Origin of the sequence: Aeromonas sp. S12(2024) (assembly GCF_041402305.1) — a bacterium.
Classification (GTDB): domain Bacteria; phylum Pseudomonadota; class Gammaproteobacteria; order Enterobacterales; family Aeromonadaceae; genus Aeromonas; species Aeromonas veronii.
The window spans coordinates 305,775-326,235 of record NZ_JBGLRB010000001.1; the positions used below are offsets into that span (position 1 = coordinate 305,775).

Annotated in this window: 15 protein-coding genes; 9 read left to right on the forward strand and 6 right to left on the reverse strand. The window is 61.9% G+C overall.

Annotation, left to right across the window (positions count from 1 at the left end; genetic code table 11):
- Positions 1-138 precede the first annotated feature (138 nt).
- The gene (locus ACB035_RS01395; RefSeq protein WP_236340810.1) at positions 139-894 is read right to left on the reverse strand and encodes an ABC transporter substrate-binding protein; all 756 of its coding nucleotides are present in this window, start codon (positions 892-894) and stop codon (positions 139-141) included.
- A 110-nt stretch (positions 895-1,004) separates the two neighbouring features.
- Entirely contained in the window at positions 1,005-2,405 is a 1,401-nt protein-coding gene (asnS, locus tag ACB035_RS01400; protein ID WP_005337914.1) for an asparagine--tRNA ligase, read from the reverse strand.
- A gap of 200 nt (positions 2,406-2,605) precedes the next feature.
- Here asnS and ACB035_RS01405 point away from each other — a divergent pair, with 200 nt between their 5' ends.
- Complete coding sequence (locus tag ACB035_RS01405) at positions 2,606-2,950, forward strand: hypothetical protein (RefSeq protein WP_371166497.1); 345 nt, start codon at positions 2,606-2,608, stop codon at positions 2,948-2,950.
- A 9-nt stretch (positions 2,951-2,959) separates the two neighbouring features.
- Here ACB035_RS01405 and ACB035_RS01410 read toward each other — a convergent pair whose 3' ends face one another.
- Both ACB035_RS01410 and bioA read right to left on the reverse strand, forming a co-directional pair.
- A complete protein-coding gene (locus ACB035_RS01410; protein WP_159163242.1) occupies positions 2,960-3,772 on the reverse strand; it encodes a HAMP domain-containing protein in 813 nt (270 codons plus the stop codon).
- A 177-nt stretch (positions 3,773-3,949) separates the two neighbouring features.
- Positions 3,950-5,224: an adenosylmethionine--8-amino-7-oxononanoate transaminase gene (gene bioA / locus ACB035_RS01415; RefSeq protein ID WP_371166498.1), complete on the reverse strand. Its 1,275-nt coding sequence runs from the start codon at positions 5,222-5,224 to the stop codon at positions 3,950-3,952.
- Positions 5,225-5,417: 193 nt separating this feature from the next.
- Here bioA and bioB point away from each other — a divergent pair, with 193 nt between their 5' ends.
- The 5 genes from bioB (at position 5,418) to htpX (ending at position 10,230) form a co-directional block, all read left to right on the forward strand.
- A complete protein-coding gene (bioB, locus tag ACB035_RS01420; RefSeq protein WP_371166499.1) occupies positions 5,418-6,506 on the forward strand; it encodes a biotin synthase BioB in 1,089 nt (362 codons plus the stop codon).
- A complete protein-coding gene (gene bioF / locus ACB035_RS01425) occupies positions 6,503-7,699 on the forward strand; it encodes an 8-amino-7-oxononanoate synthase (protein ID WP_371166500.1) in 1,197 nt (398 codons plus the stop codon). The genes bioB and bioF overlap by 4 nt, the downstream gene beginning before the upstream one ends.
- Positions 7,692-8,507, forward strand: coding sequence for a malonyl-ACP O-methyltransferase BioC (bioC, locus tag ACB035_RS01430; RefSeq protein WP_371166501.1), 816 nt, complete (start codon positions 7,692-7,694; stop codon positions 8,505-8,507). Before bioF ends, bioC begins: the two co-directional genes overlap by 8 nt.
- 59 nt (positions 8,508-8,566) lie before the next feature.
- Positions 8,567-9,244, forward strand: a complete 678-nt coding sequence (bioD, locus tag ACB035_RS01435) for a dethiobiotin synthase (protein WP_005337893.1) — start codon at positions 8,567-8,569, stop codon at positions 9,242-9,244.
- A 113-nt stretch (positions 9,245-9,357) separates the two neighbouring features.
- Positions 9,358-10,230, forward strand: a complete 873-nt coding sequence (gene htpX, locus ACB035_RS01440; protein ID WP_069527876.1) for a protease HtpX — start codon at positions 9,358-9,360, stop codon at positions 10,228-10,230.
- A gap of 76 nt (positions 10,231-10,306) precedes the next feature.
- Here the strand turns inward: htpX and ACB035_RS01445 are convergent, their stop codons facing one another.
- Complete coding sequence (locus ACB035_RS01445) at positions 10,307-12,019, reverse strand: methyl-accepting chemotaxis protein (protein ID WP_371166502.1); 1,713 nt, start codon at positions 12,017-12,019, stop codon at positions 10,307-10,309.
- A gap of 222 nt (positions 12,020-12,241) precedes the next feature.
- Positions 12,242-14,044 carry an MOSC N-terminal beta barrel domain-containing protein gene (locus ACB035_RS01450; RefSeq protein WP_371166503.1) on the reverse strand — a complete coding sequence of 601 codons (1,803 nt, stop codon included), beginning with the start codon at positions 14,042-14,044 and terminating at the stop codon, positions 12,242-12,244.
- 125 nt (positions 14,045-14,169) lie between these two features.
- Between ACB035_RS01450 and ACB035_RS01455 the strand changes: the two genes are divergently transcribed.
- From ACB035_RS01455 to nifJ, 3 genes are all read left to right on the forward strand, one after another.
- Positions 14,170-14,922: a substrate-binding periplasmic protein gene (locus ACB035_RS01455; RefSeq protein WP_371166504.1), complete on the forward strand. Its 753-nt coding sequence runs from the start codon at positions 14,170-14,172 to the stop codon at positions 14,920-14,922.
- 176 nt (positions 14,923-15,098) lie between these two features.
- A complete protein-coding gene (locus ACB035_RS01460) occupies positions 15,099-16,745 on the forward strand; it encodes an NAD(P)-binding protein (protein WP_371166505.1) in 1,647 nt (548 codons plus the stop codon).
- A complete protein-coding gene (gene nifJ / locus ACB035_RS01465; protein WP_371166506.1) occupies positions 16,742-20,317 on the forward strand; it encodes a pyruvate:ferredoxin (flavodoxin) oxidoreductase in 3,576 nt (1,191 codons plus the stop codon). Before ACB035_RS01460 ends, nifJ begins: the two co-directional genes overlap by 4 nt.
- The last annotated feature ends 144 nt before the right edge of the window (positions 20,318-20,461 follow it).

A 20,461-nucleotide genomic window follows, 5' to 3' on the forward strand; every position in this document is an offset into this window, starting at 1 on the left:
GTGGTCATGGTGGCAGCACAGAGTGGCAGCAGGGCTGCAGGGGAGGGGCATAAAAAGGGCTCGATTGCGGCAGAAGAGGGTGAAAAAGCCAGCGCTCAGGCTATTTTTGCCAGCAAGGGCTGACTTCAGCGGGTTGGCTCACTTGGCCGCAGGTGCTTGCTGCAGATAGCGGCGCTGATAATCCTCGCTCAGCTTGGCAATATCCAATCTTGCAATGGCCTGTGCCACCCGTTGCTGCAACGCCTGCTGGTCGGGACGAAACATGATGTGCAGGCTCTTGTGTTCGAGGATCTTCGGGTGAAACTGCAATCCGGCGCTGCTCAGCTTGCGATCATGGTTGATTAGCCAGTGAAAGACATCCCGGTCGATCACCGCCAGATCGAGCCGGTTGCGCTGCAATTTGCGCAGGTTGAGCAGGTCTGCATCGACGGCGGCAGTGTTGAGGCGCTTGCTAGCCATCAGGGCATCGAATTCACGGGTGTTGACGTATCCCTCCACCACGCCGATCCGGTAGGGGGCGAGATCCGTGAGCTGTTGCCAGGGGATGGGGGGGGCTGAGCGCTGCGCCATGCCCAGCACGCTGTCGCCCACGCTGGGGGAGCTGCGCCACAGGGTGGGCAGGGTGTCGGAGAGGTACTCGGGAAAATAGCCGCTGTAAGGCTGGGTCGGGTCGGCCGCCAGGCGCACCGCCCGCTGCCACGGATAGAAGTCGAACGTCACCTCCAGTCCCGCCTCGGCAAAGGCACGTTTGACGATATGACCGGTGAGGCCGCCATCGGGTAGGCTCTGGCTGGTGTAGGGGGGCCACTCCAGGGTGGTCAGACGAACGGGCTCGGCCCACAGTTGAACAGGCATGCAGGACAGCAATAGCGAGAGCAGCAGGCGATATCCCATAGGCGACGAGTTCCTTGTGCCGGTTGATCCTGAGTATCACCCATAAGGGTGACAATAAAAAAGCCGACCCACAGGTCGGCTTTTGCAATGCAGTGACAAGATGCCGCTGATCAGAACTCGGCGGTACGCGGAGTACGCGGAAACGGGATCACGTCGCGGACGTTGCCCATGCCGGTCACGTAGACCACCAGACGCTCGAAGCCCAGACCGAAGCCGGAGTGCGGCACGGTACCGAAGCGACGCAGGTCACGGTACCACCAGTAATCTTCCTTGTTCAGGCCCATCTCGGCCAGACGGGCATCCAGCACGTCCAGACGCTCTTCACGCTGGGAACCACCGATGATCTCGCCGATGCCCGGTGCCAGTACGTCCATCGCGGCAACGGTCTTGCCGTCGTCGTTGAGGCGCATGTAGAAGGCCTTGATATCTTTCGGGTAGTTCTTCACCACCACCGGAGACTTGAAGTGCTCCTCAGCCAGATAGCGCTCGTGCTCGGAGGAGAGATCGATACCCCAGGAGACCGGGAACTCGAACTTCTTGCCACAGTTTTGCAGCACTTCGATGGCGTCGGTGTAGTCGATCTGGGCGAAGTCGGAGGAGACGAAACGCTCCAGACGGCCGATGGCATCCTTGTCCACGTGCTGGGCGAAGAACTCCAGATCGTCGCGGCGCTCGGTCAGTACGGCGTTGAAGACATACTTCAGCATGGCTTCGGCCAGTGCGGCGTTATCTTCCAGATCGTTGAAGGCCACTTCCGGCTCAACCATCCAGAACTCGGCCAGGTGGCGGCTGGTGTTGGAGTTTTCAGCGCGGAAGGTCGGGCCGAAGGTGTAGACCTTGGAGAGGGCGCAGGCATAGGTTTCGGCGTTCAGCTGGCCGGATACGGTCAGGAAAGCCTCTTTGCCAAAGAAATCTTCGTTGTAGTCCACCTTGCCGGCGTCGGTGCGCGGCAGGTTTTCCATGTCCAGAGTGGAGACGCGGAACATCTCGCCGGCACCTTCGGTGTCGGAGGCGGTGATGAGCGGGGTCGCAACCCAGAGGAAACCCTCTTCGTGGAAGAAGCGGTGGATGGCTTGCGCCAGGCAGTGACGAACGCGGGTCACGGCGCCAACGATGTTGGTGCGCGGGCGCAGGTGGGCCTGTTCACGCAGGTATTCGATGCTGTGGCGCTTGGCAGCCATCGGGTAGGTGTCCGGATCTTCGACCCAACCGACTACCTTCACCTCGGTCGCCTGCAGTTCGAAAGCCTGGCCGCTGCCCTGAGAGGCGGCAACCACGCCGGTCACTTCCACGGAGCAGGCAGTGGTCAGACGCAGCACTTCATTCTCGTAATTGGCCAGGGTATTGGGGACAACTGCCTGTACCGGATGGAAACAGGAGCCATCGGAAATGGCCAAAAATGAGATCCCCGCCTTGGAATCACGGCGAGTCCGGATCCACCCTTTGACAGTTTGGGTGGTGCCGACCGGATACTTACCGGCCAGCACATCTACTACGGATGCGTGCGTCATCGAAATATTGTCTCCAGCTTGTTCTTGCAGCGCTATTTGCAACACTAGGGAGTCTGGCCCGGGCACAGATGGCCCACCATGGCAGACTAAGCCGTCAATCTTACCCGCGCGGGTTTGATAAACAAGCAAAAATGTCGGACTCTGGTGGGGTTTTCGGCATGGTTCACTCAACAAGAGTGTCACGGGCGCAGGAGAGGTGGGTGAAAGAGCGGCGGCATGGGCCAGATTGGCTGACACGGGTGTTACAGGGGCTGGTGATGCTCTGCTGGGGCGGCTTTATCGTGCTGCTCTCCCTTTACCACTATGCCCGGCCCGAAATTGCCTACGGTTTTCTGGTCTATGGCGGGATCGAGGTGCGCGATTATTGGGACCCGTCCCTTACCCCCTGGTTGGTCTACGGGCTCTGGAGCTGTTGCGCCCTGACGCTGGCGGTGTTGCTGCTGGAGCGCAAGCGCAGCCGCCGTCAGGATGACTCCCGGCATGTCAATCTGGCTATCCTGCTATTGGTACTGATCGCCAGCTTGCTCTTCTACTACGTCGGTTAAGTACCCGCCTCAGCGGGGCTGATCCGGCTCCTGCCTGCTGGCCTTGGTGCGCTTGCCGAGCTGGCGCTCCACGCTGTCGAGCATCTGGTTGTAGGCCATCGCCACCCGGCCAATCTCGTCACCGTCATCCCCCTCCAGCCGGTGTCCGAAGTCGTGCAGGTCGGTGGCCTCTTCCATGGAGCGGGTCAACTGGTTGAGAGGGCGCACGATCCAGGTGCGGATGACCCAGAGGGTCAGCAGCAGTCCCATCCCGAAGATGCCGGTGAGGATCAGCGCCGAGGTGAGAATATTCTGCTCGACCCGGGTAAACAGCGAATCGAGGGAGTAGTCAAAGCGCACCGCACCAAGCACGGTGTTCTCCGGCACCAGATGACAGCTGGTGCAGTCGGTGCCGCGAAAATCCTTCTTGGCCAGCAGCGGTCGGGTGACCACCAGACGGCTGTGCATGCCGTTGTGCACCACCTCCAGGCTCCCTTTGCCCGCCAGTGCCAGCTCATCAAACTCATCTTTTACCTGTTCTGTCTCCCGTCCCGGCCCGAACTGTTTGCTCACCGCGTCGCCACGGACGATGCGGGCATCCTCCACATGGGCATGGTCGAGAAACTTGCCGCGCAGGGTATCGCGGGCATCCATCTTGCCGGTCAGCATCAGCATGTTGAGGCCATCGAAATAGGCTTCGGTCTGCTCGCGGCTCTGCTCCTTGATGAGGGTCAGGATGAGATCGCGCTCGCGCACCGCCTGATAGGCTGCGGAGAAGACCAGTACCATGGAGAAGATGAAAAGCAGGAAAAAGTTGATTTTGGCAGCAATGGAGAGGCGCATGAGCAGTCTTTCTTGATGGTAAAACCGCAGCAGTTTACCCCTCTTGGGGCCTCAGGTCTGGTGTTTTGCTCACATTACGGCAAGTGAAACTGCACTGAAGTGGATAAAGTTGTCCTCTTTATATATCAAATGCCGGTAGTCAAACGGGCGGCAGCGATGGCCGCCCGCTGCATTGCATTAAAACTCGCCTTCGGTGATGGCCTGACGGATGGCGCCGGTCAATACCCGCAGCTCTTCAGGGGTGATGACGAAGGGGGGCATCAGGTAGACCAGCTTGCCAAAGGGGCGGATCCAGGCGCCCAGTTCGACAAACTTGCGCTGGATGCGCGCCACATCCACCCGCTCTTTCATCTCCACCACCCCGATGGCGCCGAGCACTCGCACATCCGCGACCGCCGGGTGCAGGGTCAGCTCTACCAGCTCGGTACGCAGCTGATGCTCGATGGCGCGCACCCGCTCCTGCCACGGTGAGGTCAGCAGCAGATCGATGGAGGCGTTGGCCACCGCGCAGGCGAGGGGATTGCCCATAAAAGTGGGGCCGTGCATAAAGACGCCCGCCTTGCCGTCACAGATGGTACGGGCGACATGCTCGGTGGTCAGGGTCGCCGAGAGGGTGAGGTAGCCGCCGGTAAGCGCCTTGCCCAGACACATGATGTCGGGGCTGATCCCCGCCCAGTCGCAGGCAAACAGCTGGCCGGTGCGGCCAAAGCCGGTGGCAATCTCGTCAGCTATGAGCAGCACGCCGAACTCGTCGCACAGGGCGCGTACCCACTGCAGATAGCGGGGGTGATAGAAGCGCATGCCGCCAGCGCCTTGCACGATGGGCTCAAGCACGATGGCGGCGATCTCCTCGTGATGATCGGCCATGAGCGTCGCCAGCTCCACCACGCACTGTTCATCCCACTCGGCGTGGAAGCGGCAGTTGGGCGCGTCGACAAAATGGTGCTCCGGCAGGAATCCCTTGTAGAGCTCATGCATGCCGCCATCGGGATCGCAGATGCTCATGGCGCCAAAGGTGTCGCCGTGATAGCCGCTGCGCAGGGCGACAAATTTGGCTCTGGGCGTCCCCCTGGCGTGCCAGTACTGCTGGGCCATCTTGAGCGCCACTTCCACTGCCACCGAGCCGGAATCGGCCAGAAATACCCGATCAAGCCCCTTCGGAGTGATCTCCACCAGCTTGCGGCAGAGCTCGACCGCCGGGGCGTGGGTGAGGCCGCCAAACATCACGTGGGACATCTTGCCGAGCTGGGCGGTGGCGGCGGCGTCCAACTCCGGCACCTGATAGCCGTGCACGCAAGCCCACCAGGAGCTCATGCCATCCACCAGTTCGCGGCCATCGCTGAGGGTGATCTTCACCCCTTTGGCGCTGGCCACTTCATAGCAGGGCAGGGGGTGAGTGAGGGAGGTATAGGGGTGCCAGATGTGGTGCAGGTCGAATTCTTGGTTGGTCATTTGTTGTTCTGTTGTCAATTGGTTTGATCTGGTCGGTGTTGACAGTCTACGCGTGCTCTCTACACTAGCCAACAATTTCAGCCACTTGGCACTGCGCATCACCCTGAGCGCGCAGGCCCGGCGGCGGGTTTTGTGGCCGTCCATCCCAAGATGGCGGGCGCAGGATCCCACTAATAACAACCGGAAGCCATGTATGAATGCTCTCACCGTGGGCGGTCACGCCCTTCGTCATGACTGGACCCTCGCCGAGGTTCAGGCCCTGTTTGCCCTGCCGTTCAACGATCTGCTGTTTCAGGCCCAGACCGTCCACCGCGCCCACTTTGACCCGAATGAAGTGCAGGTGAGTACTTTGCTCTCCATCAAGACCGGCGCCTGCCCGGAAGATTGCAAATACTGCCCCCAGAGCGCCCGTTATCACACCGGTCTTGAGGCCGAGCGGCTGATGGAGGTGGAGAAGGTGCTGGAGCGGGCCCGCGAAGCCAAGGCCAACGGCTCGTCACGCTTTTGCATGGGGGCCGCCTGGCGCAACCCCAAAGAGAAGGACATGCCCTACATCATCCGGATGATTGAGGAGGTGCGGGGGCTCGGTATGGAGACCTGCATGACGCTAGGGATGCTTACCGCCGATCAGGCGGCGCGTCTGGGGGCCGCGGGGCTCGATTACTACAACCACAACCTCGACACCTCGCCGGAGTTTTACGGCGAGATCATCTCCACCCGCACCTATCAGGATCGGCTCGATACCCTGGAGCATGTGCGTGGCGCGGGCATGAAGGTCTGCTCTGGCGGTATCGTCGGTATGGGTGAGCAGGCCAAGGATCGGGCGGGCCTCTTGATGGCGCTCGCCAATCTGCCCCATCACCCGGAGAGCGTGCCCATCAACATGCTGGTCAAGGTGAAGGGCACGCCGCTGGAGGATCAGGAGAACCTCGATCCGTTCGAATTTATCCGCACCATCGCCGTGGCACGGATCATGATGCCTGCCTCCCATGTGCGCCTCTCAGCCGGGCGGGAGAAGATGAACGAGCAGATGCAGGCCATGTGCTTTATGGCGGGGGCCAACTCCATCTTCTACGGCTGCAAATTGCTGACCACTCCTAACCCGGACGAGAACAGCGACATGCAGCTGTTCAAGCGGCTCGGCATTCGTCCCGCCCAGCGGGCCCAGAAGCCGGATCAGGTTCAAGAAGAGGAACTGCTGGCCGAGGTGAGTCGCCAGAGCGAGCCCACCGAGATGTTTTATGACGCCACCCGCCCCCGTGCAGGGGCTGCGCGGTCATGACTGGTCCTGCTGTAACGGGCCCTTTTGCATTGGGCGCAGCGCTGGCCGAGCGCGAGCAGGCGGGTCTGCTGCGCAATCGCATCGCGACCGACGGGGCGAGTGGTGGGCGGCTCAGGGTTGCGGGGCGCGACTACCTCAACTTTTCCGCCAACGACTATCTGGGACTGGCAGAACACGGCGCCATCAAGGCCGCTTTCAACGCGGGGATTGCGCGTTATGGCACGGGATCCGGCGCCTCGCCGCTGGTGACCGGATACAGCCGAGCCCACCAAGAGCTTGAGGAGACTCTGGCCGAGTGGCTCGGGGTGGAGGCGGTGCTGCTGTTCAATTGCGGTTTTTCCGCCAATCAGGCGGTGCTCAAAGCCCTGCTCGGCAAGGAGCATCTGCTGTGGCAGGACAAACTCAACCACGCCTCTTTGCAGGAGATGGGCAGCCAGCTCCCTTGCAAGATGAAGCGTTTTGCCCACAACGATATGGCGGCTCTTGAGCGGCAGCTTGAGCCCAATCGCGGACTGATTGTCTCGGAAGGGGTGTTCAGCATGGACGGGGATCAAGGCCCCTGGCGCGAGCTCGCAACCCTCGCCGCCCAAAGCGGCAACTGGCTGATGATCGACGATGCCCACGGCCTCGGTGTGCTGGGGCCTGAGGGGCGCGGCACTCTGGCGGCGCAGGGGGTTAACCCGGCCAGTGTACACATCCAGATGGGCACCTTTGGCAAGGCGCTCGGTGTGGCAGGTGCTTTTGTCGGCGGCAGCCGCGAGCTGGTGGAGTATCTGGTCAACTTCGCCCGCCACTATGTCTACAGCACCCATATGCCGGCGGCGCAGGCTTGCGCAGTCAGCAAGAGCATCGAGCTGGTGCGTGCCGCCGATGAGGCCCGCGCCCATCTTGGTAAGCTCATCGCCCGCTTCCGGCAAGGGGCACAGGCGTTGGGTTGGCAACTCGGTGCGAGCGATACCCCGATCCAGCCGCTGCTGGTGGGGGAGAGCAGTGTTGCCCTGCAACTGGCAGAACGGCTGCGGGAGCGCGGCGTCTGGGTGAGCGCCATCCGCCCGCCCACTGTGCCAGTCGGTACGGCCCGGCTGCGCATTACCCTGAGTGCGGCTCACCGCGAGCAGGATGTGGATCGCCTGCTCGATGCCTTGGGGGTCTGCCCTGCAGTTACAACGCTTGGGGAGGCTCACTATGGCTGAGCGTTTTCAAACGGTTGACAAGGCGCAGCTTGCTCGCCGTTTCGGCGCCGCCGCTCGTCATTATGATGCCCACGCCCGCTTTCAGCAGGAGGTGGGTCAGGCGCTGTTGGAATGGATGCCGAGCAGGCCGGTTGGCACTGATCTGACGGTGAGCGGGCTGGATCTGGGCTGCGGCACCGGCTTTTTCTTGCCCCAACTGGCGAACCGTTGTCATCAGTTGGTGGGGCTGGATCTCGCCCCCGGCATGCTGGCGCAGGCCGCCTTGCGTGGCAGCGGTGCTCGCCTACTCTGCGGCGATGCGGAGCAGCTTCCTTTCGCCGATAACGCGTTCGACTGGGTTTTCTCCAGTCTGGCACTGCAGTGGTGCGAGCGTCCGGCCCAGGCTTTTGGCGAGCTGCTGCGGGTGGTCAAACCGGGCGGCCAGATCTTTTTCTCGACCCTGCTCGATGAGTCGCTCTGGCAGTTGCGAGCCGCCTGGCAGCAGCTTGATGGTCGCGCCCATGTCAATCGCTTCCTCAGCCTGCCACAATTGGAGCAGGCTCTGGCGAGCGCCGGGGTATCTGCTCCCGAGCTGCGTTGTATCACCTGGGATCTCGCCTATCTTGAATTGCCGCAGTTGTTGCGCGATCTCAAGGGGATTGGGGCCAATCAGGTCAATGACAATCAGGGTAGTGCCGCCCCGGCCGGTCTGAGCGGTCGCGCCAGATTGCAGCAGCTGGCTCAGGCGTATGAGGCGTTTCGCCAGCCCGATGGCAGGCTGGTCGCCAGTTATCGGGTGTGCCTCGGCCGTCTCAGCAAGCCTAGCTGAGCGCCGGGAATCGCATTGTATGCAGGGTAGTCAACGGGCCCTGCCAAGGAGAGAACCGTATGAAATCATTCTTTATCACCGGCACCGATACCGATGTGGGCAAGACGCTGGTGGCGCGCACCCTGCTGCGCGAATTCAGCGCACAGGGAATCAAGTGCGCGGGTTACAAGCCGGTCTCGGCCGGATGTGCTCGCACTCCGGACGGGCTGCGCAACCTGGATGCTGTTCTGTTGCAGGAGGCGGCGAGTCTGCCGCTGCCCTATGAGGTGGTCAATCCGTTCGCCTATGAGCCGCCGATTGCGCCCCACATCGCCGCCAGCGAGGCGCGCCAGCCTATCACCATGCAGGGGTTGAGCGAGGGGTTGCGCAAGATTGAACAGGCCGGGGCCGAACTGGCGGTAGTGGAAGGGGCTGGGGGCTGGTATTTGCCGCTCGATCGCAAGCATCTGCTGTCGGACTGGGTCAAGCAGGAGAACATGGCGGTGATCATGGTGGTGGGGGCCAAGTTGGGTTGCCTCAACCATGCGCTGCTCACCTTTGCCGCCATCCGCAACGATCAGCTGCCGGTAGCGGGGTGGGTAATTAATCGGCTCCATGGTTCCATGAGCCATTATCAGGAAAATCTGGACACCCTGAGGGGCTTGCTGCCTGCCCCCTTCCTCGGCGAAATTCCGTTTATAAACAATCCGCTTGAAGCCGATTTGCAGGGGCGTCTCGATATCTCGCCGCTACTTTGACGGCATATTCAGCGAACATTCATCGAATCTCCCTAGAATGTCGACATTAACATGATCAGGTGGGGATCCCGAGTGATCCCCGGTCATGTCCCTTATCTTCACAAGGAGTCTATATGAAGCGAATTATGCTATTCCTGGTGACCAACCTGGCCGTCATGCTGGTGCTGGGGGTGGTACTCAATATCCTGTTCTCGGTTCTGGGGATCAACAAGTCCAGCATTTCCGGGCTGTTGATGTTCTGTGCCGTGTTCGGTTTTGGGGGTTCCTTTATCTCCTTGCTGATGTCCAAGTGGATGGCCAAGCGCAGCTATGGCGTCCAGGTCATCGAGCAACCCCGTAACGAGACCGAGCACTGGCTGGTGAGCACTGTGGCCCGTCAGGCCCGCGAAGCGGGTATCAAGATGCCGGAAGTGGGGATCTACGACTCTCCCGAGATGAACGCCTTTGCAACCGGCGCCCGCCGCGATGATTCGCTGGTGGCGGTCTCCTCCGGCCTGCTCTACAGCATGAGCCGTGACGAGGCGGAAGCGGTACTGGCCCACGAGGTTAGCCACGTGGCCAATGGCGACATGGTGACCCTGACCCTGATCCAGGGTGTAGTGAACACCTTCGTGATGTTCTTCGCCCGGATCGTGGCTGGCGTGATCAGCAACTTCTTCAGCTCCAACAACGAGGAAGAGAGCAGCAGCACCGGCGGTTTTGCCTACATGATCACCGTGTTCGTGCTGGAGATGCTGTTCGGTATTCTGGCCTCCATCATCGTCATGTGGTTCAGCCGTCAGCGTGAGTTCCGTGCCGATGCCGGTGCCGCCAAGTTGGCCGGTCGTGACAAGATGATTGCCGCCCTTGAGCGCCTCTCCCGCGGTGCCGAGCCGCAGCTGGAAGGCTCCATGATGGCCTTTGGCATCAACGGCAAGCGCTCCATGAGCGAGCTGTTCATGAGCCACCCGCCCATCGAGCAGCGTATCGCCGCCCTGCGTGGTTGATAGATACTGAATGACGGGGGATACCCCTCATAAAAAACGGCTGCCTTCGGGCAGCCGTTTTGCTTTGCAGCATTCTTTAAAGCTTGAAGTGCCCCATCTCCTGGCGCAGCACCCGTGACAGCTGCTTGAGCTTGGCCGCCTCTTGCGACACGTGGCGGGCAGCATCCCCCGATTGCTCTGAGAGGGAGGTGATGTTGCCGACGGTCGAGACCACCTCGTTGGCGGCGGTGGACTGCTCGCGCAGGGTGTGGCTGATCTCCCCCATCAGGCCGGTGAGGTTGGAGGCGTGGCTCTGGATGCTGGCGATCGCCTCGCCGGTCTGGTTGGCCAGCGTGACCCCGCGAGAGACGTTGTTGACCGTGTTCTCCATGCTGCGGATGGAGGCATCCGCCCCGCTCTGGATCTTGCTGATCATCCCGGTGATCTGCTGGGTTGAGGCTGCCGAGCGACTGGCCAGATTGCGCACCTCGTCGGCCACCACCGCAAAGCCGCGACCCTGTTCACCGGCCCGTGCCGCCTCGATGGCCGCGTTGAGGGCCAGCAGGTTGGTCTGATCGGCGATGCCGCGGATCACCCCGATGATCTCCGAAATCTGCTGGGTATGGCCGTTGAGCTCGGAGATGGTGCTGGCCGCATCCCCCACTGTGGTGGAGATATTCTCGATGCTGCCAAGCGTCTCTTTAATGACCCCTGACCCCTCCTCCAGGGTATTGGCGGAGACCTTGCTCAGCTCGTCGGCATGGGTGGCGTTGTCGGAGAGGTGGCTGATGCTCACTACCAGCTCCTCGATGGCGGCGGCCATGGTCTGGGTGCTGGTTTGCTGATCGGTAGCAAACTGGGCGGTCTGCTCGGCGATCTGGGCGATGCTGTCAGCAGAGTGGGATAGCTCCTCGGTGGAGTGGGAGACCTTGGCGATGATCCCCTTGAGGGTGGTCTGCATACCGCCGAGCAGGCCGATCAGGCTCTCTTTCGATCCTGGCGGCACCTTGATGGGGCGCGAGAAGTCCCCTTCCGCCATCATATGGAGATCGGTCTTGAGCTGTTCGACCGAGGTGCCCACCAGATCGAGCAGGGAGCGATAGGTGCGCCAGAGGAAGAACATCAACACCAGACCGAGGGCGATAAAGAGATAGCGCAGCATATCGGTATTGGCGATGGCGCTCTCGACTGCCTCATGGTTGCGCTGCTCCATCATCACGTAGAAGTCATCGATGGGGGACATGATGCGCCCCTTGTTCTGGTGATAGGCCTTGTCATGCATCATGGCGATGGCTTTTTGCTGGTTGGCAACCGGATCGCCATCGCTCTGCTGCACCAGTTTGAAGGCGGCGACCTCGGTGTTGACCAGGGCATCCGAGTTGTTTTTGGCCTCGTTCAGTTTGGCGAGCTCACCGTCGGTGAAACCGGCATCTTTCATCAGGTCGAGCAGGCCACGGCGAACATTGCTGTCGGGGCGGGGATTCTGGCCGTTGGCGGCGACAAAGTCCCAGTAGATACGGTTGTAGCCATCCGGTCTCGGCTGTTCGCCGTTGCGTATGGCCAGGATCCGCATGTACTGCTGCTCGTAGGCTGGATCCTTGGTGATGACGTAGGTGCGCCCGAGTCGGGTCAGATCATCGGAGGATTGGCGCAGTTCGTCGGCCAGCAGGTAGGAGACATATTGTTGTCGATAACTCTCTTCCAGTTGTTTACCCGCCCAGCTGTAGGCGAAAAACACCAGTGACAGCAGGATCAGGGTGATGACGGATAGCAGCAGGTTGAGCTGAAAGGCGGGCTTGTTCTGTTCCATGGTATGGGCGTCCTTTCCCTATGGCTGAGTGTCGTATGGAGCATCGCCAAGTCAATGGCTGGCAAGGCTTTTTGCTCTGAGAGTATAGGAAGGGAAACTCACAGATGAAGGCCGTGGGGACAAATTAAGGGCGGCTCAGGTGAACAAGTGTGGATAAAGATGACCGGGGTCAATTCCCCGGTCATCTGGATTGGCGTGAGTTAATGCGGCCCGATCACCTGATCATAGGATTTCAAGGTCGGTGAGCGGCACGGCGCAGCAGGCAAGGATCTTGCCCTCCGCCCGCTCGGCGGCGGTGATGGCGGGGGCGTCGGGGTGATCCACCTCGCCCGAGAGCAGCGTCTGTTTGCAACTGCCGCAGATGCCGGCGCGGCAGCTCCATGGCAGCTCTACGCCTTGCTTGTTGGCCTGATCCAGCACTGTGCCCTGATTGTTGCCGGTAAAGGCTTGGGCGCCGATACGCAGTTGTACCGCCTGATGGGGGCGGGCCACCGAGAGAATGGCGCCGCCAAAACTCTCCTGTTTGATCCGTGCGGCCGGAACGCCGAGGGCCGCAACTTTGGCGGCAGCATCGGCCATAAAGCCGTGGGGGCCGCAGATAAAGACCTCTTTTTCGGCCAGCCCTTTGACCAGTTGCAGATGCTCATCATTGAGTCGCCCTTGCAGCCCCAGCCAGTGTTTGTCAGGCTGGCTCAGGATCAGGGTGAGGGTCATCCCCTGCTGTGCCATGGCGTGCAGTTCGCTGGCGGCGGGAATGTCCGCTTCGCTGCGGCACAGGTGCATAAAGTGAACTTCTTCCAGCTCCCCGCGTAGCGCCAGGGTGCGGGCTATCGCCAGCATGGGGGTGACGCCGGAGCCTGCGGAGAGCAACAGGAGGTTGCGCTCGGACCCTAAGTGAAACTCGCCAGCGGGGTTGGCGGCCAGCAGCCGATCACCCACCTGCAACTGCTGGTGCAGCCAGTGGGAGATGCGGCCACCCTCCACCTTTTTGACGCTGATGCTGTAACGCTCCGGGTGATCCGGCGTGGAGCTCAGGGTATAGCGCCGCTGGATCCGTTCGTTTTTGATATCGAGGCTGATGGGCAGATGCTGGCCCGGCAGGTAGTCGGGCAGGGGCTCTCCATCGGCGGCGTCGAACCAGAAGGTCTCCAGATCCCGCGCCAGCGGTTCGCGGGCCACGCAGACCAGCTCCCGCTTCTTCGGCGCGGCGGCGGGATAGACCACCGGACGGGTACGCTCCAGCACCTCGATCTCGCTGCCTGCCTCAATCCAGCCCTCGTTCAGCGCCACCAGATTCTGGCCGAAGTAGACCTCGCCATCCTCGCCACGGCGGTAGCGGGTGAGAGTCGCCAGCGGCTCTTTGAGGGCGTTGAAGCGATCGGTGCCTGCTTCCACCGTGGTCATGATGCAGCGGCTGCAGGGTTTGACCACCTTGAATTCCACTTCGCCGATGCGGATGCGCACCCAGCTGTCCTCCTCGAAGGGCTGGGTGTTGCTTGCCACCAGATTGGTGCGGAACTGGCTCATCTGGTGCAGCGCATCGGAGCGCAGATTGAGATCCTCAAGGGAAGCCTGGCTTATCAGCAGCAGCGGATAACCGTCGGCAAAGCTGACCCGGGTGCCGGTCTTTTCGCGAAAACGATCCGAGGTTTCACCCAGCCAGAGCAGTTGCACCGTCTCCCCTGCCACCCGGCTTAGCCAGCCATCGGCTTTGGGGTCGGTGTGCAGGGCGGTAAAGCGGTCGCTCCAGACTCCGGTAGCTTGCGGGGCACGGCTGAAGTCGGCCTCTTGCAGGGTGAGCGGTTCAAAGCCCGGATAGCGCAGTTGCAAGCCCCCTTCGATGGGGGTAGCCACGACCTGTTGCAGCTGGGGATGGGTTCGGGCTGTGATAAAGGTACCGTCCGGTTTGACCACCATGTAGCGGCGATCCCCTGCCAGTCCCTCTTCGGTCACCCGGGCGCGAGCCAGCGGCATACCTGCAGTCGATTTGATGGGGTAGAGGTGAATGCTGTCTAGCCTGGGCATCTTCATATCCTTGTGACGCGGCGCGATCGCCTGGAAAAAGGGGAACATAACGGTTCCCCGGCGATCCGGCAATCCTTTCAAGGGGGCGGTCTATAGTTGGGAAAACAGAACAAGAGGGCATCGGGATGAAAATAAGCTGGTTGCTGGCGGGGAGCCTTTTTTGCCACTTGCTCTGGGCGCAGGAGCTGACCCTGACCACGGGAGAGTATCCCCCTTACTGCTCCGAGACGCTGAAATATCAGGGGCTAATCCCTCATGTGGTGAGCGAGGCATTCAAGAGTGAAGGGGTGAGCGTCAAGTTTCAGTTTCTGCCCTGGAAGCGGGCCTTTCGCTTGTCGGAGGAGGGCGTGGTGGATGGCACTGTCCACTGGTATGAGTCGAGTGAGCGGCGCAAAACCCATCTTTACAGCGATCCCATCCTGAGCGAGACCTACGTCTGGTTCTATCTCAAGTCCGATCCGCTGGAATGGCGTGGCTATCAGGATCTGGCGGATCGCAAGCTGGCTGCGGTCAGTGGCTATACCTACAATGCAGATTTTTTTGCAGCTATCGCGCAGGTGCCGCTGCAGGTGCAGTTCGTCACCCGGCTGCGCCAGAGCTTTGATCTGCTGCTTTCCGGCCGCGCCGACCTGACGCTGGAGAACATCGATGTTGGCTACTACTCCCTGCGTCAGTTCTACCCGGCCAGCACGGTCGATCTCTTTGCAACCCATTCAAAACCCGTGATGAAGGTCGAAGGTCACTTGTTGATCAGTCGCAAGCGCGCTAATGCTGACGAGCTGATCAAAACCTTCAATCGGGGGCTCGCCAAACTGAAAGCCAGCGGTCAGCTGGAGAAGATGTTACTTGAGTCACGTTCTGGTCTCTATGAACCATAAAGTGCAACATTTTTTGATCCTGATTCGCTAATCAGTACAAAAAAGCGGCCATTATCGACTTAGTTCCCAGTTTCTAACGCTTTCGCTTCTTCCCCATCCGGCCACCGTCCGCTTCGGCTACACGGTATCAAGCGCCATCGGGTGGGGCCTGTCACACAAAAAGAAGAAAGCAATGTATGAGCAAACAACTGGACATGACCCCATTGCCGGATCTCTCCCTGAAAACGGGAACAGGCCCGGTGCGTACCCGGCTACCCGTCTGGCGGCCGGCCCTGCCACCCTGCAATCACGCCTGCCCGGCCGGAGAAAATATCCAGGCCTGGCTCTCTTTGGCGCAGGCCGGCCGTTTTGAGGCGGCTTGGCAGACCCTGATCGAAGAGAACCCTTTGCCCGCCATTCATGGCCGGGTCTGCTATCACCCCTGCGAGAGTGCCTGCAACCGCGGTCAGGTGGATGAATCCGTCTCCATCCACGCCATCGAGCGCTTCCTCGGCGACGAAGCGCTGGTCCGTGGTTGGCAGCCTGCGCCACCCGCGCCCGCCAGCGGCAAGAAGGTGCTGGTGATCGGTGCCGGTCCCTCCGGCCTCTCCTGCGCCTGGCACCTCAACCGGCTCGGCCATCAGGTGGAGATCCGCGAAGCGGGGCCGCTTGCTGGCGGCATGCTGCGTTTCGGTATTCCCGCTTACCGTCTGCCCCGCGATGTGCTGGATCGGGAGGTGGCCCGCATCGTGGCGGCCGGGGTGACGCTGACCCTCAACCACAAGGTGGAGGATGTGCTGCGCGAGCGCGACGAGGGGGGCTTTGACGCCGTCTTTATGGCCATCGGCGCCCATCTGGCCAAGCGGGTCGATATTCCGGCCCGGGAAGCGGGCAAGATCCTCGATGCGGTGAGCTTCCTCGAACAGGCCAGTCTGGCCGAAGAGCAGGGCTTGCCGCCGCCCAAACTGGGACGACGGGTAGCGATTTATGGGGGTGGCAATACCGCCATGGACGCGGCCCGCACCGCCCGCCGCCTCGGGGTCGAGGAGGCGATGATCATCTACCGCCGCGACCGGGACCATATGCCGGCCCACGCCTTTGAAGCCGATGAGGCCGAGGAGGAGGGGATCAAGATCAACTGGCTGCGCAGCATCCGCCAGCTCGACAACACCAATATCGAGGTGGAGGTGATGGCGCTGGATGCAGAGGGCAAGCCGGTGCCCACCGGCAAGTTTGAAACCCTTGAAGCGGATTCCCTGATCCTGGCGCTCGGTCAGGAGGTCGACCTCTCGGTGCTGGAGAGCATTCCCGGCGTGCGGGTCAACAAGGAGGGGGTGGTACAGGTTGGCGAAAACCTGATGACGGATGTGCCGGGTCTGTTTGCGGGCGGCGACATGGTGCCCTCCGAGCGCACCGTCACCATCGCCACCGGTCATGGCAAGAAGGCGGCGCGCCATATGGATGCCTGGCTGCGCGGTCGCCACTACCACAAGCCGCTCTCCTACCCGCTGGTGGGGCCGGAGCAGTTGCAGCTCTGGTTCCAGACCCACGCCCCGGCCAGCAGTCAGCCGGTCAAACCGGCGTGGGCGCGGGATGATTTTGGCGAGATCATCGGCGGGCTGGATGAGGTGGCCGCTCGCTACGAGGCGGCGCGCTGCTACTCCTGCGGCAACTGCTTCGAGTGCGACGGCTGCTATGGCAGTTGCCCCGAGCAGGCCGTCGCCAAGCTGGGGCCGGGTAAGGGCTATCAGGTGGATGCCGAGCGCTGCACCGGCTGCGGTGCTTGTCACGACCAGTGCCCTTGTCACGCCATCGAGCTGCGCCAACCGGAGGAGTCCCAATGAAACATGAACTGATCATGGTCGACGGTAACGAAGCCGCGGCCCGGGTGGCGTACCAGCTGAGTGAAGTGTGTGCCATCTACCCCATTACCCCGAGCTCGACCATGGCCGAACTGGCCGACGCCTGGGCGGCGGAGGGGCAGACCAACCTGTGGGGCAACATTCCCACAGTGGTGGAGATGCAGAGTGAAGGGGGGGCGGCCGGCACGGTACACGGCGCCCTGCAGGCGGGGGCGCTCGCCACCACCTTTACCGCCAGTCAGGGGTTGATGCTGATGCTGCCCAATATGTACAAGATCGCCGGTGAGCTGACCTCGGCGGTGTTCCATGTGGCGGCCCGATCCTTGGCGGCGCAGGGGCTGTCGATCTTTGGCGACCATCAGGACGTGATGGCGGCGCGCAGCACCGGTTTTGCCATGCTTGCCTCCGGCTCGGTGCAGGAGGCGCAGGACCTGGCCTTGGTCGCCCATAGCGTCACCCTGCAATGCCGGGTGCCCTTTATCCACTTCTTCGACGGGTTCCGTACCTCCCACGAGGTGAACAAGATCACCGCCCTGCATCGGGATGAAATCCGGGCGCTTATCGACAACGACTGGGTGCGCGCCCACCGTGCCCGGGCGCTGAACCCGGATCATCCGGTGATGCGCGGCACCGCCCAGAACCCGGATACCTACTTCCAGTCCCGCGAGAGCGTCAACCCCTTCTACGAAGCGGTACCGGCGCGGGTGCAGCAGTGCATGGACAATCTCGGCGAGCTGACCAGCCGCCACTACCGGCTGGTGGAGTACCACGGCGCGCCCGATGCCACCGACGTCATCGTGCTGATGGGCTCGGGGGCGGCTACCGCCCGCACCACTGTGGATTGGCTCAACCAACAGGATCGCAAGACCGGAGTGCTGGTCATTCGCCTCTATCGCCCCTTCCCGGTACAGGCGCTGCTCGATGCCCTGCCCGCGAGCGTTCAGCGCATGGCAGTGCTGGATCGCACCAAGGAGCCGGGGGCGGGCGGCGAGCCGCTGCTGCTGGATGTGCAGAGCGCGCTGATCGATGGCTTGCAGCGCGGCCTTATCAAGCGGCTGCCCTGGCTCAGTGGCGGTCGCTATGGCCTCTCTTCCAAAGAGTTCACCCCCGCCATGTGCGCGGCGGTGTTCGAGGAGCTGGCATCCGATACGCCGCGCCCCCGCTTTACCGTGGGGATAGTGGACGATGTGTCGGGCCTCAGTCTGGCCTGGCATCCCATCGGCGATCTGGAGCCTGCCAGCCGGGTGCGGGCGCTCTTCTTCGGCCTCGGCGCTGACGGCACGGTGGGCGCCAACAAGAACAGCATCAAGATCATCGGCGAGCTGGAGGGGTTCCACGCCCAGGGCTACTTCGTCTATGACTCCAAGAAGTCGGGCTCGCGCACCGTCTCTCACTTGCGCTTTGGCCCCGAGCCCATCGACGCCCCCTGGCTTATCGAGCAGGCGAGCTTTATCGGTTGCCACCAGTGGGGCTTTGTCGAATCGGTCGATCTGCTGGAGCACGCCGCGGAAGGGGCAACCCTGCTGCTTAATGCTCCCTATGAGGCGGACAAGGTGTGGGGCCAGCTGCCCGAGCGGCTGCGCGCCCGTATTCGCGCCCTCAATATCCAGCTCTACTGCATCGATGGGGATCGGGTGGCCGAGCAAAACGGCATGGGCAATCGCATCAACACCATTATGCAGACCTGCTTCTTCGCGCTGGCCGGGGTGTTGCCACGGGACGAAGCCATTGCGCTGATCAAGGAGAGCATCGAGAAGAGCTATGCCCGCAAGGGGCCCGAAGTGGTCGAGCGCAACTTCGCGGCAGTGGACGATACCCTGGCTCACCTCTGCAAGGTGGTGATCCCGGCCGGTGACGAGCAGATCAGCGACTATCCGTTGCCACTGGCGCCGGGTGGCAGCGAGTTTGTCCAGCGGGTCACCGGCGAGATGCTGGCGGGGCGCGGCGATCTGATCCCTGTATCCATGCTGCCGGTGGATGGCACTTACCCCACCGCCACCAGCCGCTTCGAGAAGCGCGATATCGCCCGCGAGATCCCGATCTGGCACTCCGATATCTGCATTCAGTGCGGCAACTGCGTTTTTGTCTGCCCCCACGCGGCGCTGCGGGCCAAGTTCTACCATCAGGACTGGCTGGCAACCGCCCCCGAAGCGGCCCAGTCGGTGCCCGTCACCGCCAAGGGCTTCCCCGACAGCCGTTACATCCTGCAGCTCTATCCGGAGGATTGCACCGGCTGCGGTCAGTGCGTGCAGGCCTGTCCGGTGCGGGCCGGGGCCGATGAAGAACACGAGGGCGAGCGCGCCATCACCATGATGGACAAGGCGCCGCATCTGGCTGGCCAGAAACAGGCGCTGCGCTGGTTCGAGAGCCTGCCGTGGCCTGCCCGCGAGCGGGTGGATTTCTCCACGGTGCGCGGCACCCAGTTCCTCGAACCCCTGTTCGAGTTCTCCGGCGCCTGCGCCGGTTGTGGCGAGACACCGTATCTCAAGCTGCTGACCCAGCTGTTTGGCGATCGCATGCTGGTGGCCAACGCCACCGGTTGCTCCTCCATCTACGGCGGCAACCTGCCGACTACGCCGTGGGCCAAGAACGGCGAAGGGAAGGGGCCGGCCTGGTCGAACTCCCTGTTTGAGGACAACGCCGAGTTTGGCTTTGGTTTTCGTCTCACCGCCGATCAGCATCACGGGCAGGCGGTGGCGGCCTTGCTGGCGATGAAGGGTGAACTGGGGGAGGCATTGGTCGAGTCGCTTATCAACGCCCCGCAGCGGCTGGAGTCGGAGATCCGTGCCCAGCGTACCCGGGTCGCGCAAGTGCGCGAGCGGCTGGAGGAGGTGAAATCCGGCAAGGCTCGCGAGCTGCTGTCACTCATCGATCAGCTGGTGCGCCGCTCGGTCTGGGTCATCGGCGGCGATGGCTGGGCCTATGACATCGGCTCGGCGGGGCTCGATCATGTGCTCGCCTCCGGGCGCGATGTGAACGTGCTGGTGATGGATACCGAGGTCTACTCCAACACTGGCGGCCAGATGTCGAAATCGACCCCGCTCGGTGCCGTCGCCAAGTTCGCGGCGGGAGGCAAGACGCTGGCCAAGAAGGATGTGGCGTTGCAGGCCATCTCCTACGGCAACGTCTATGTTGCCCGCATCGCCTTTGGTGCCAACCCGCAGCAGGCGCTGCAAGCGTTGCGTGAGGCGGAGGCCTATCCAGGCCCGTCGCTTATCATCGCCTACAGCCACTGTATCGCCCACGGCATCGATATGGAGTTTGGCCTGACCCAGCAAAAACGCGCCGTGGCCTCCGGTCACTGGCCGTTGATGCGCTACAACCCGGTATTGCGCAGATCGGGGCAGAACCCCTTCAGTCTCGACAGCCTGCGTCCCTCCATCCCCCTTGCTGAATACCGGCAGGAGGAGACCCGTTATCGGGTGCTGGCCCAGAGCCATCCAGAGGAGGCCGAACGGCTGATGCAGGTGGCGCAAAAAGTGGCGTGGCAGAAGTGGGCCACCTACGAGGAGATGGCCACCCGCGAGGCCAGCCATTTCCATCCGCCGGTGTGAGGATGGGGTTAACTCGGCATAAAACCAAGCGGGCCAATGGCCCGCTTGTTTTTTATTAGGAAAGAAATAGCCGCCTCTAACTACATATTTGAGAGATATGACCGCAACTTATTGAAAAACGAACAATTATGTTGATTTATAATC

Excerpts from the sequence above, each read along its gene's own strand:
- bioB (WP_371166499.1), top strand. The coding sequence starts at position 5,418 with ATGAATGCTCTCACCGTGGGCGGTCACGCCCTTCGTCATGACTGGACC.
- nifJ (WP_371166506.1), top strand. The coding sequence starts at position 16,742 with ATGAAACATGAACTGATCATGGTCGACGGTAACGAAGCCGCGGCCCGG.
- bioA (WP_371166498.1), bottom strand. The coding sequence starts at position 5,224 with ATGACCAACCAAGAATTCGACCTGCACCACATCTGGCACCCCTATACC.
- ACB035_RS01445 (WP_371166502.1), bottom strand. The coding sequence starts at position 12,019 with ATGGAACAGAACAAGCCCGCCTTTCAGCTCAACCTGCTGCTATCCGTC.
- bioF (WP_371166500.1), top strand. The coding sequence starts at position 6,503 with ATGACTGGTCCTGCTGTAACGGGCCCTTTTGCATTGGGCGCAGCGCTG.
- ACB035_RS01395 (WP_236340810.1), bottom strand. The coding sequence starts at position 894 with ATGGGATATCGCCTGCTGCTCTCGCTATTGCTGTCCTGCATGCCTGTT.
- bioD (WP_005337893.1), top strand. The coding sequence starts at position 8,567 with ATGAAATCATTCTTTATCACCGGCACCGATACCGATGTGGGCAAGACG.
- ACB035_RS01455 (WP_371166504.1), top strand. The coding sequence starts at position 14,170 with ATGAAAATAAGCTGGTTGCTGGCGGGGAGCCTTTTTTGCCACTTGCTC.
- bioC (WP_371166501.1), top strand. The coding sequence starts at position 7,692 with ATGGCTGAGCGTTTTCAAACGGTTGACAAGGCGCAGCTTGCTCGCCGT.
- ACB035_RS01410 (WP_159163242.1), bottom strand. The coding sequence starts at position 3,772 with ATGCGCCTCTCCATTGCTGCCAAAATCAACTTTTTCCTGCTTTTCATC.
- ACB035_RS01450 (WP_371166503.1), bottom strand. The coding sequence starts at position 14,044 with ATGCCCAGGCTAGACAGCATTCACCTCTACCCCATCAAATCGACTGCA.
- htpX (WP_069527876.1), top strand. The coding sequence starts at position 9,358 with ATGAAGCGAATTATGCTATTCCTGGTGACCAACCTGGCCGTCATGCTG.
- ACB035_RS01460 (WP_371166505.1), top strand. The coding sequence starts at position 15,099 with ATGAGCAAACAACTGGACATGACCCCATTGCCGGATCTCTCCCTGAAA.
- asnS (WP_005337914.1), bottom strand. The coding sequence starts at position 2,405 with ATGACGCACGCATCCGTAGTAGATGTGCTGGCCGGTAAGTATCCGGTC.